The organism is Streptomyces sp. NPDC057939, from assembly GCF_042887545.1.
GTDB lineage: Bacteria > Actinomycetota > Actinomycetes > Streptomycetales > Streptomycetaceae > Streptomyces.
In genome coordinates this window covers 287,745-299,754 of record NZ_JBHVPG010000003.1, presented here as the reverse complement: position 1 = coordinate 299,754, position 12,010 = coordinate 287,745, and the positions used below count along the sequence as shown (strand labels likewise).

Sequence of the window (12,010 nt, the reverse complement as noted above, 5' to 3'; positions counted from 1 at the left end):
GCGGACGACCGGCGTACGCGAGAGCGCCCGCGCGGGAAGGATCCGCGCGGGCGCTCGGTGTCGGTCGGCAGGTCAGGACAGGCGCGTGATCCGCGCCGTGAACGACGGCTCGACGAGGGCCGACCCGAACGCGACCGGCACGCTCTTGGCCCCGGCGCCGTCGCCGACCGTCAGCACGCCCACCACGGTGCCCGCCTTCGCCTCGCGCGGCAGCGGCTTCGCAGCACCTCCGGGGCCCGCGGCGGTGTCGAGGGTCAGCCGGAGCCGCTGGCCCGGGACACCGATCGCGGCGACATCCTGCGTCGCGACGAGCGGCGTCGAACCGCCGAGGCCGTCGGAGACATGGCCCACGAGTTGCCCCTTGCGGATGACCGGGGTCGAAGCCAGGGCCGCCCGCACGGCCTCGATCACCTTGCGGCTGTTCTCCTTCACCAGGGTCAGACTGTTCGCGCCGTCCTCGTCAGGGCCGTCCACGTGCTGGTCCATCATCGTGCCGAGGATCAGCGGGGTCTGGTCACCGACCGTCTTGTACGCCGCCCACATCAGCGTTCCGCCCGCCGGGGTGCTCGAACCGGTCTTGATGCCCTTGATGCTCAGACCGTCGGCGAGCAGCAGATTGCCGTTGTTGTTGATGAGCGGCGCGGATAGACCCTCGATGGGGGCCTGCGCCAGGGAGACGACCGCACGGAACGCGTCCTCCTTCATCACCGCCTCGGCCAGCTTGAGCTGGTCGGCGGCGGTGCTGACGGTGCCGGCGTCCAGACCGCTGGGGTCCGTGTACGTCGTGTCGTTCATGCCGAGCTCCTTGGCGGCGGCGTTCATCTTCGCGACGAACGCGGCCTCGGAGTCCGAGCCTGTGTCCCAACGGGCCAACAGACGCGCGATGTTGTTGCCCGACGGGATCATCAGCATCTTCAGCATGTCCGACTGGCTGAACTTCGACCCCTGCTTCAGCCCCTGAATCCGGGACTCGTGCTCGGCCATGCCCTCCGCCACCGTCTTGGCGTCCACCTCGATCCGCGGACCGGGATCGTTCTTGCGCAGCGGATGCCCCTTGAGGACCACGTACGCGGTCATCACCTTGGCGACGCTGGCCGTGGGCACCGGCTTCTGCTCACCGAAGAAGCCGACGTCCCCGGAGCCCGAGACGCGCACGGCGGCCTGCCCCTTCTCCGGCCAGGGCAGCGTCGTCGTACCGTCCACGACGTGCTCGTCCCGCAACCCGACGAGCTGCGGCTCGGGCAGCGGACGCAGCAACTGCACACCGGCCGCCGAAGCGGCGAGCAGCAGCAGGATCGGTGTCCACACCTTGACGCGACGCGTGAGGGTCCGGCGCGGCGTCTCCGTCCGGGGAGCGGTGTTGGTCAGCTCGGCCAACAACTCCAGGGGAGGCAACGGGGCCTCGCGCGTCGTCTCCGCAGGGGGGTGGGTCTGGTGCTGAGGCTGGGGCTGGTGCTGAGGCCGGGGTCTGGCCTCGGGCTCGGGCGCGCGTGCGGCTTCGGGCTTCGGGGCGGGCTTCGGAGCGAGGTCCTTGAGGGAGAGGAACTCGCTCGTGCGCTCGGCGTCGCGCTCCACGACGGCGGTGCCGTCGTCGCCGCCGCCCTTCGGGACCTCGGACTCCTCCGAAACCTCCGAAACCTCCGGAGCCGCAGGGGCGGCTTCATCGGCCTTCGCAACCTTCTCGGGTTCCGCAGGCTGGTCGGTGTCCTGTTCCAACTCCTCGTCAGGCTCGGACTCCGCGGTGGATTCGGAGTCACGCGCGGGTGCGGCGTCCGACCCCTCCGTCTCGTCACCGGTCGGCTGGTCTCCGGCCAGTCCAGTGCCCTCCGGTTCGACAGCCGACCTCAGCTTGGAAACGGCTTCCGCTTTGGCCTCCTTATCGAGCCCAGCTGCGGTCCCTGACTCCGGATCGGACTCCGAATTGGGCGACGTCTTCGGCGCGCATTCCTTCTTCCCTTGCTTCCCACCCGAGTCATCGCCCTGGTCCGCGGGCTCCTCCCCCGGCTCCCCGCCATCCTTCGCACCCTCGCCCCCGGCCGGCTCAGCCGATTCCGCATCCGCATCCGCATCCGCATCCGCATCATCCTCGAAGGTGGATTCCGATTCATCGGTCTCCGGGTCCAGCGCCGGCGCCTCGACGCCCGCCGCGAAGGTGTCCGATCGGTCGGTGTCGGGCCGTCGATCCTCGTGCTTCTCCTCCATCGCGGGAGCCTCCTCCGGCTTCCGCCCCTTCACACCCGCGCCCGCCACCGTTTCCGCGTCCATCCCGCGCCCCCACCTTGCTCTTGCATCCGGCGCCCGCGCCGGTTCTTCCCCGATATCAAGGGCCCTCAGACGACCCTCCGTCGACGTAGAGGCCCGCGACGACCTGCGCGTTCCGTCCCCGATCGGCTGTGACCGTTCGGTCACATTCCGAAGACTTGGCGTGCCGGCGTCTGCCTGCGGCTCGTCCCACAGGCCCCGGACGGGCCCTGCCGCGGCCTCCTTCGTATGACGCTCGTTCTCCCACCGAGAGGCAATGGGTGATCCGCTTCTGCGCGCGAGCCATCCCCGCGAAGGCGGGGAGCAGATCCCGCACAGGTAGACGTATCCGGCGAGCAGGGGACCATCCCCGCAGGTGCGGGGAGCAAGTTTCCTCAGCTGCGCGCTTGTCTGCGGTCGGGGCTGTTCTGACTCGCTCGCAGAGATAGCGGCATATCAACCAAGAGGATCAACGCGTACCGAATCGTCGGCGCTTGGAAGCCTTGCTCCAGCCCTGGGTCGGGGATGGGGGTCGTGTGTCGCGGTCGCTCGGGCGGTGGATCAAGGTGACGCCCTCTCGGTCGATCGGGTGCCACTTGTGGTCGTGGGTTTCGAACGCGAAGCCTTGTTCGTTGTTCGTGTTGTAGGCCATGAGGGCGCGTCCGTTCCCCGCGTACTGCTTCACCTCCTCCCACAGCACCGCCCTGATGCGCGCCGACGGTCCTCCGATGAACACTCCTGGAGAGATTTCGAGCAGCCAGCGGGTCAGGAACCCTCGGAGTCCGGCCGGGCAGAGGGTGAGGACGATGACCGTCACCAGGTCACCTCGTCCGCGTAGTTCCGGCCGCCGGGGACCGTTACCTCTCGGTCCGACTGGAGCGTGACCACATCGGCGAATTCGCCTTCCGCGGGAGCCGAACCGGCGGGGAGCAGCAGCATCTTGATGTCGTCGACGCAGCGGTCGAGCAGGCGTGTCTTGTTGATCCGGTCCCTCAGCGCACGCCGCGTGCGGGATCCGATGTCCTCCTCGCCCTCGGCCGCCACGTCGAAGGCGACGGGAATTCCGATCTCCGTCTTGTAGAGGTCGGCCACGTCCAGCACGAACGACAGCTCGTGCCCGGAGTGGACGAAGCCGAGGCCGGTGGCACAGCCCAGCGCGGCCACGACCGCGTGGGCGACGCCGTACATGCACTGGGCGGCGGCGGTCACCGCCTGGTTCGCGGCATCGCCGGCGGTGAAGTCGCCCGGCACGTAATGGCGCCCGTGCCAGGGGACCCCGGTGCGTTCGGCCTGGAGCCGGTAGCACTCCTTGAGGCGACGGCCCTCGTGGCCGAGGAGCTCCTGCCTGTTCAGGCCCGCCGGGTCCTCGTCCGGGAACCGCAGCTGGTACATCGCCCGGGCAACCTCCAGGCGGGTGCGGCGGTTGGCCCAGCGGGTGGCCTGCGCTTCCACGAGAGCGGACGACCGGTCCAGCGCCCGCCCACTCGCGTAGTACCGCACTCCCTGCTCGCCGACCCATGCGACGGCGGCCCCGCTGTCCGCGAGGACACTCATCGCCTGGTGGGTGACGCGTGTCCCCGGCCCGAGCAGCAACGTGCCGATCGTGGCGGAGGGAATGTGGGTGGTGCCTTCGGCGTCCTCGGCGGTGATGGCATTGTCGTCGCGGTGCACGACGCATCGTTCGAGGTAGATGAAGGAGATCCGTTCCCCGACTCGTGTCAGATCGCGCGGGGACGAGGCGCGGCGTTGTGCCACGGTGCCCATCGCTCACCCGGCCTGGGCGAGTGTCATCAGGCCACAGCCGTAAGCCTTGGCCTTGCCGAGTCCCAGCGTGAGGGTGCGCCGGAGGGCCACGGGATCCGTGACTTCCAGGCGGCCGTCGAAGGTGACCGTGACGAGGGGCACCCGGTTGGCTCTGCCCGTGCCGGTCTCGGTCTTGCCGAACTGGTGGCGCTGTTCGTCACGGACGGTCAGCTGGTGCTCGTCGCCCTGCTGGAGTCGACGTCGCTCCGTAGGGGTCTCCAGGACGCGGAACCCTGCATGTTCCTGGTGGGTGAGCAGCCAGCCCATCTGGTGGCGGGGCGTGCGGTGCGCGGTCCGCTTGAGGGGCTCGTCGGGTGTGCGGCGCACGTTGTGGACGGGATTCGCGGTGAGCCTGAAGGCCCAGGTACTGCCGGCGGTGAGCCCGTCCAGGAAGGTCTTGTACTCGTAGGTCTGCCAGGTGGCGGTGGTGGGCCATCCTGCCTGCTCGACGAGGTGGGTGAGGTCGGGGCGCTCTTCACTGACGACGAAGAGCAGCACCTCTGCCCGCGCGTTGCGGTCCAGGCGCCACAGGATCCGCGAGGCGTTGTCGTCGCCGGGCAGTGCCCCGGCGAAGGAGGACATCACCGCGGCGTGCATGCGCTGCGGCGAGGACAGCAGGGGGCGGGCTCCTTGGCGCGCGGTGTTGATGCGGAATCGGGTCAGGAACATCAGTGACCGTCCAACGGGGACTGCGGGGGCAGCGGGGTGAGGAGGGCTTCGGGGTTGTGGCGAGGCACCTGTACGGGGGCGTCATGCCTGCCCTTGGACCGCTGCGGCGCAGGTCGGAATCCGGGATTCGGGATGTCGACCGTCGTCGTCACGACGTTGCGCAGCGCATAGCGGCGGTGTTCGGGGGCGAAGCTGAGCGGTTGGTCGCGAAGGACGGTGCCCAGCGGCCCGCCACCGACCGAGTCGCTCAGGAGGGAGAGCGGGACGACGGCCCGGCGCTGATGGAGTGTCTTCTGCCAGTCGGCTGCCTGCCATGGTTCGTCGCGCAGTACGGCAGTCGGGTCGTCGCCGCTCCTCGTGCCCAGGTCGATCGGGCCTTGCGGTGGGCAGGACCGTCGCCCGAGGTAGGGAAGGTGGACGGGGGCGCGCACTGCCTCGTGGAGGGAACGGATGAGGTTGTCCTCCCCGGCGACCGCCGCGACGAAGACGGCGTCGGCGAGGTAGAAGCGTTCCGATACGGGCATGGCCTTGCCGGTGTCGGCATGATGGGCCGTTTGGAAGTCACGCAGTCGGGTGCCGGGTTGATCGATCCGTACGGCGAAGGACAGTGCCGCGAGGTCGGACAGGTCGGCGGTACGCTCCCGGCCCAGTGCGGCGGCGAGCAAGCCGATGACACCACTCTTGGTGGGAGCCGTTTCGGTGGTGCGGCGGGCGAAGCGGGCCGACGATCCCCACGACTGCAGGGGTCCGGCCAGGCGGAGGGCCAGGACGCTCATCCACGCTTCTCCAGCTGGCCCTCCACGGCCTGTCCGACCTGGGTGACGAGTTCCCGCAGGTTGACCTCGTCACCCAGGGGGGCGAGGTCCTGGGTCTGCTTGCCGACGCGGACGATCCAGGTGCGTTCGGCCGGGGCGCCGAAGGCACCTTCGACTGCCGGAATGTGTTCTGCCAGGGCTTGGCAGGCGGCGCGGACGTGGCCGTCGGCCGTGTCCTGGGCGACCGGGTTCTCGAAGGCGCCGACGAAGCTGATCGGGCGGGCGGACCGGAGCTTGACGATGACGGCGTCAGGCAGGGTGTTGTTGCCGAAGGTGTTGAGCTTGCCGGTGGGCATGGAGAGGGCGAAGCCCTCGACGAACGCTTCCACGGCGCGGCGGACCGGCTCCCCGCTGCGTTCGCCGTCGGCGAGGCCCGCATCGAGGTTCTTGGTCAGCTGATCGATGTCGACGGCCGCGTACCGGTAGAGGGTGGCCGAATTGAAGTCGACGGTACCGATCATCCCGGCACCGGATTCGGCATCGCTGTTCTGATCGTCGACCGCGGTGAAGTAGTCGGTCTCCAGGTCCACGGGGTGCACGCTCAGGGCATGGGCGACCTGGGCCGCGGCGTCGACGTTGATGTCGGTGGTGTCCGCCACCATGCGGCCGAAGAGGGCGATGTCGACGGAGTGCCGCGTGGCCGCGATCTGCTTGGCCTTCGCCTTCAGACCGGGTTCCTTCACGAACACCTTGGGCTCTGCCTTCCTGGCGAGGCCCTCGATGGCCAGTTCCGCCAGGCCGTCGAGTTGGCGGGCACTGAGGAACAGCAGGTAGGAGGATTGCGGGGCTCGAGGCTCCGGCGGCGCGTCGTCCTCGTTGTCCGCCTTGCCCTTCCCGTTCGCCTTGGCGGACCCGCGGACGGATGCCTCGATCCTGGCTCCTGTGGCGGCGCTGATGATCTCGGCTGCCATCGGCCAGACGGCGTCCGTGGTCAGTGACTCCTCACGGGCCTGGATGCGGTGGGTGAGGGCTTCGACCACCTTCTTCGTCCGTACGCCCAGTTCCGCGGGATCCAGCAGTTCCTCGAAGGCCTTGCGGGTGGCCTTCTTCCACGCCTGGCTGGACACGCGGGAGCGGCGCACTCCGCCGTACACGGCGCTCTTGGGGGCGCCCGTATCGTCCCTGTTGATGTTGCTCGGCGGAACGGTCTGGAGGATGTGTACGTCGAGGATGGTGCGGCTCATGTCTGGTCCTTCGTCTCGATCTCGTTGGCGCCGGTGTCGGGCACTTCGGGTGCGTCGCCCTGCTGCGCTCCGGAAGCGGTACGGGGGCGGAAGGCGTGGAAGCTGCGCCCCCATGCCTGCCGGACGAGGCGGGGGCCGCCGGGCTGCTGCCACTGGTCGAGTTGCTCGGCAAGCAGGCCGTAGTCGAGCGGGATCTCGGCCTTGCGGAGCAGGACGACCAGTTCGCGGAGCCGTTGGCCGAGCACGTCGAAGGTCGTGGCGGTCCCGGCTCGTAACAACCGCTTCTGGATCGGCTCGTCGCGCTCGGTGCCGGACATCAGTCGGCGGACGGCGGTTCCCAGGGAAACCCCGTCATCCACGTGCATGCGGTGGGAACGCTGCGACTGCTGGTGCAGGGCCCACAGGGTCACGGCCACGTGGGCGGCACGTTCGGCGCGCAGGGCTTCGGCATCGGTCAACCGGTGGCCGTCCGGCTGGGCGGAGTAGAAGGCCTCGATGCCCACGAGTCCCCACAGGTCGGGGGTCTCGTTGGCCTGACGGCCGATCCCTCGACGGAGCCGCGCGAGGGCTTGGACGGCCTGGGGGCTGTCCCGGTGATAGGCGTGCTGGAGCGTCCTGACGTGCTGCGCCACGGCCTTGCGCAGGGGTCCGAGTTCCTTGGCGGTCGTGGAGGCCGGCCCCGACGTCCGTTCTGGCTCAGGCGGTGTTGCGGGCGCCGGGATCGGCGGCGCGGGCTGTGTCATTGCACGGTCTCCTTGACGGGCTCGTTCTCCTCCCCGGGTGTTGCCGGGTCGGGGGGAGCGGAGTGACGGTGGGGAAGGGCCTTGCTGAGCCGTGAGAGGAAGACCCGTTCGGAACCGGCGGTGTCCAGCCAACCGCGCTCGCCTGCGTCGGCCAGGAGCCCGGAGGCGGCCTTCCGCACGATCCAGTACGTGGTCCGTTGCCAGCCGGCCCGGGCAGCCGATGGCTCTTCGGAGCCGTCCAGGGTTACCATCCACTGCCGGTACGGGCCGTCGAGCAGGCCGAAGCCCAGGTCGCGAGCGGAGTCACTCGGAGGCTCGGGGAGGCGCCCCGCCGACCGGGCGAGGTCGGCTGCGAGGTCTCCCAGCGCGTTGACGGCCTTGGTGCTGTCCTCGACCGCCCCGATCGCTGCCTGCCCGTACTTCTGGTCGCGTTCGTGCAGCAGCACCACTGCCATCGCCACGCTGTCGTCGACGACCTCGTCGATGACCGACTGCTGCGTTCCGTAGACGGCGCAGATCAGCCGAGGACGGATGAGCGTGTGCCAGGGCAGCAGTCCCACGTGCATGAGTTCGGCGATCCACTTCAGCACGCCGGCCCGAAGGTACTTCGCGGGCTCCGCCCCTTGCAGGGTCCCCTCCTCCGTTCTGGAGGTGAGCAGGGCATCGAGGCTGCGCCAGGCGGAGCGGGCCGGATGGTGTTGACGGGGCATGTACACCCGAGGCAGGCCGAGTTTCTTCTCCTGCGGAATGCTACGGCGCCACCCGCTCATGGGTTCGCGCTGATGACTGTTGAAGGCCGGCAGGGGATCCCCGTAACAGAGGACCACTCCGTGGACGGCCTGCCCGTCGTGGTGGAGCCGGATGCGGCGGGACTGCCACGTGTACAGGTCACGGGGCCCGGTGGGCCTCGATACCAGGTCGCTCTGGACCTGGGGTCCGCACTGTTCACGACGCCAGGCCGGCCGATCGTCCTTGTCGATGACGAATCCGTGGGAATCGGAAGCGACGAGGTTGAGGAGAAGGGTTTGCTGCAGATCGTCCGCCTCGACGAACACTCCTCCGATGTTCCCGGCCCACCCCACTCCCTGCGGGTATCCCTTGCCTCCCTTGACCCGTGGGTCGCCCACGGCACCGGATTTGATCCCGGCCGTGTCGAAGGCGTGGGCGTGGACGAGCCAACGGGCGGCCTCGGCGAAGGGGAGCTGTTCGACACCGGGTTGGCGCATCGTGAAGAAGGGCTCGCCGTTGGGAACGTCGGCGACGATGCGGTTGAGGGAGGCCACCTCGTCCTTCTGCGTCCGCAGGTCGGCCACCTGGAAGAACGGCTGCGTGGGATGGAGGAGGTCGAATCGCTCGCGATGGCGATCGAGGTAGGGGCCGACCGCGGCGAACGGCTCCGCACTCTCGCTGAGCTCCTGCCACACATCGATGTCCTCGGGCCCCTCCACCGCATCGTGGAGGATGGCCAGCAGGAGGCGCATCAGCGCGAATTCCTGGGTGGGAACGTCACCCACGAGCCTCCGGATGTCGGCGGCTCGCGCGAAGACCTCCTTCAGGGAGAACTCCGCTGCTGTTCCGTCCCGTAACTGAACGGGTAGCCATGGTCGGGAGACCAGGTCAAAACCCGGCACGCCTCTCACCAACTTCACATCCTGGGTATTGGCCGGAACGACTTCCAGGCCGTCGGTCTTGCTGTATCGAAGGTCGAAGCCCGCCAGCCGGGTCTGACAATCCTCATCGAGGACGAGGAACAACTCCCCGGCCAGCATGTGGCTTTCCTTGCCCTGCCAGGCCTCGGGGCAGAACTTCTCCAGCTCGTCGATCACGCGATCGATGAGCCATGGCCGGTAGAAGTGGTACGAGAGCCTCAGCGCGCTCGCGGCCACGGCCCGCGCCGCCCGCGGGGGCGGCACCGCGTCGGTCGGCAGATCGAGCCCCCCGAGGCCGCGTTCCAGCCAGGGGAGCGTGGCGTACGAACCATCGCGGCGGCGTTGAACGACGAGCACTTCGAAGGACTCCTCACCGTCCCTGACCTGAGCGCGGCCCGACCTGCTGTCGTCGGCATCACCGACGCCCGCGTCGAGCCAGCCGACAAGTGAGCGTCCGGGCTTGCGGACGTCGTCGATCCTGAACGTCTGCGCTCGCCGGCGTTGCTCGGCCATGGTCCGCTCGTGCGCGGCCAGTGCGGTGTCCATGGCTTCGGCCCAGCTCTCGGGCACCGGCGGCGAGGAGGAATCGTAGGCCTGCTGCACGAGCGGACTGATGTGGTCGGGCAGTACGACCGGACGGCCGGCCAGGTGCGGCCGCAGTACGGCCAGTGAGCGCATCAGGGCATGGCTTCCGTACACGGCGTCCGACCCGGCCACGGGGGCAGGGGTTTCCGCCGTCCGATCGACGCCGGTGATCAGGCATTGGGCACGACGCAGCCGGACGGGTCGATGGGACTGGCCCTCGCCCCGACGGTGCCGGTGCAGGCGCCCCATGCGTTGCAGGATCAGATCGACGGGGGCCAGATCGGTCACCAGAAGGTCGAAGTCGATGTCGAGCGACTGCTCGGCAACCTGGCTGGCGACAACGATGTGCCGATCTTCCGGTCGCGTGCCGGACGGTCCGAACCGGTTGACGAGATCGTCGTCCTTGCGTGCCCGGTCCAGGTCCACGAACCGGGAGTGCGCCACGGTGACCGCGTCGGCCCCGAACCGCTCCCGCAGGACCTCGGCCGCCGTCAGCACGCGGTCGACCGTATTGCGGACCACCAGCGCGCAACCGCCTCCGGCCAATTCGCTCTCCAGACGGTCCACGAGGGCACCGAGGCCGTCGTCCAGGTGTTCCACCCGGATCTCGGTACGCCGGTCGGCCGCCGCCATAGGGGTGCGGGTGATCGTGGCGCGGCCCTCGGACACGAGGCTGATCAACGGATAGGAGTGGGCTGCGGCCAGTTCAGGGCGTCCGTCGGCTGAGCCGGCGTACGCCACGGCCAGTGCCTGCCGGCGGCCCGCCGGCAGGGTCGCGGACAGCATCACCACGGGCACCCTGTACGCCCCGAGCCAGTTCAGGACACGTTCGAGGTACTCGTTCATGTAGGCGTCATAGGCGTGGACCTCGTCGATGACGACGACCTTGCCGGCCAGGGCCAGATGCCTCAGAGCCAGATGCCTGCTCTTGAGCCCGGCGAAGAGCAACTGGTCGATGGTGCCCACGACGAAGGGCGCCAGCATGCCCTTCTTACGACCCCGCAGCCACTGGTGCGCCACGAGTTCGGACGCGGCGACACGTTGGTCGGCCCGCTCGGAGCGCATCGAGCGTGTCGCCCCGTCGATGTCGACCGCGGCGATCGTACGGGCGCCGGCACGCAGGTCACGGGCGAAATCGTCGTTGAGGAAGGCTTTGGAGTGCGCCAAGGAGATGGTGTGTTCGGTGGGTTCGGTGCGTTCCTCACCACCGGGAAGGCGCCGCAGCCAGCTGCGCATGCGGCCGTACATGGCGTTGGCCGTCGCACGGGTGGGCAGGGCGATGAAACATCCTCCGGCCCGTGTCCGCGAGGCGAACACCTCGGCGACGGCGAGCGCGGCCTCGGTCTTCCCCTCCCCCATCGGAGCCTCGATGATCATCAGGCCCGGCGACTCGGCCTCGCGCGCCAGGCGCAGTGCCTCTTCCTGGAGCGGTCGGGGTCCCGGGAGTGCGAAGCGGGCCGTGAAGTGCTCGCCGGCGCTCGCGGTCACCTCGGCGGGGAACCAGGGCCGAGGAAGCTCGATGCCGCGCCACGCGGATTCGATCCGCTGCGCTTCGCCGCGGGGCCGCTCCTCGGGGTAGAGCAGGAACAGATCCGGATTGCTGGCGATCCAGTCGGCCAGGATGACGACTGCGCCGAGTACGACCTGCACGGTCTGGGGCAACTTGACGGTGCGCCAGTGCGGCAGCCGGTCCTGAACCCCGTACGCCGCAGCGCACGCGTCGAGCAGTTCCGTCTGGATTCCCGCCCAGAGTTGTTCGCTCCGGCCGGGGGTCCGCAGCAGTTCGGTGTGCTGGTGCAGGAAGGGGAATGCTTCGTGCCCGGGAGGCACACCGTGGTGGCCGCCCACCGCGACCGCGAAGGTCATGGCGGCACGGGGGGCCCATCCGTGCCGCTTCAGCCAGTCCTCCAACAAGACCTGGCCGGCCAACCCGTGCGGGGCGCGCTTGCGTTCATCGCCGAACTGCTTCGACGACGGCATGTCCAGCCCCTTGTCCCGCATGTTCTGGGCCAGCTGTTCAACCTGACAGGCGAAGGCCGGAGTGGCCTTGCCGATGTCGTGAACGGCGGCCAGCCAGACCGCGAGGGCTCGGGCGTCCGCGTCCCCTCCGGGGAGGCACTCCGCGACCAGCACGCGCACGTTCAGCGGAAGCCATTGGTCCCACAGCCGTTCCGCCATGGCGGCCGAGTCGGCCATGTGCCTCCAGAGCTGGAGCCACTTCTCCGACTTCCGATCATGTTTGGCCCACACGGAGCGCGCTGCTGTCGTCAGCCCCGCGCTCCAATGCGGCGCGTCGTGATGCATCCGAATCCCCCCAGGAT

Annotated in this window: 8 protein-coding genes; all 8 read right to left on the bottom strand. The window is 69.2% G+C overall.

What is annotated here, in order from left to right:
- Positions 1-72 precede the first annotated feature (72 nt).
- The 8 genes from ACFVS6_RS05660 to casA all read right to left on the bottom strand — a co-directional run bounded on the left by ACFVS6_RS05660 (position 73) and on the right by casA (position 11,993).
- A complete protein-coding gene (locus tag ACFVS6_RS05660; protein ID WP_389700922.1) occupies positions 73-1,716 on the bottom strand; it encodes a D-alanyl-D-alanine carboxypeptidase family protein in 1,644 nt (547 codons plus the stop codon).
- A gap of 994 nt (positions 1,717-2,710) precedes the next feature.
- Positions 2,711-3,058: a type I-E CRISPR-associated endoribonuclease Cas2e gene (gene cas2e, locus ACFVS6_RS05655; RefSeq protein WP_389700920.1), complete on the bottom strand. Its 348-nt coding sequence runs from the start codon at positions 3,056-3,058 to the stop codon at positions 2,711-2,713.
- Positions 3,055-4,005, bottom strand: a complete 951-nt coding sequence (gene cas1e, locus ACFVS6_RS05650) for a type I-E CRISPR-associated endonuclease Cas1e (protein WP_389700918.1) — start codon at positions 4,003-4,005, stop codon at positions 3,055-3,057. Before cas1e ends, cas2e begins: the two co-directional genes overlap by 4 nt.
- Before the next feature lie 3 nt (positions 4,006-4,008).
- On the bottom strand, positions 4,009-4,713 hold the full coding sequence (gene cas6e / locus ACFVS6_RS05645) for a type I-E CRISPR-associated protein Cas6/Cse3/CasE (protein WP_389700916.1): 705 nt from the start codon (positions 4,711-4,713) through the stop codon (positions 4,009-4,011).
- Positions 4,713-5,489, bottom strand: coding sequence for a type I-E CRISPR-associated protein Cas5/CasD (gene cas5e / locus ACFVS6_RS05640; protein ID WP_389700914.1), 777 nt, complete (start codon positions 5,487-5,489; stop codon positions 4,713-4,715). The genes cas6e and cas5e overlap by 1 nt, the downstream gene beginning before the upstream one ends.
- Positions 5,486-6,712, bottom strand: a complete 1,227-nt coding sequence (gene cas7e, locus ACFVS6_RS05635; RefSeq protein WP_389700912.1) for a type I-E CRISPR-associated protein Cas7/Cse4/CasC — start codon at positions 6,710-6,712, stop codon at positions 5,486-5,488. The genes cas5e and cas7e overlap by 4 nt, the downstream gene beginning before the upstream one ends.
- Positions 6,709-7,455, bottom strand: coding sequence for a type I-E CRISPR-associated protein Cse2/CasB (gene casB, locus ACFVS6_RS05630; protein WP_389700910.1), 747 nt, complete (start codon positions 7,453-7,455; stop codon positions 6,709-6,711). Before casB ends, cas7e begins: the two co-directional genes overlap by 4 nt.
- On the bottom strand, positions 7,452-11,993 hold the full coding sequence (casA, locus tag ACFVS6_RS05625; protein ID WP_389700908.1) for a type I-E CRISPR-associated protein Cse1/CasA: 4,542 nt from the start codon (positions 11,991-11,993) through the stop codon (positions 7,452-7,454). The genes casB and casA overlap by 4 nt, the downstream gene beginning before the upstream one ends.
- Between the last annotated feature and the right edge of the window lie 17 nt (positions 11,994-12,010).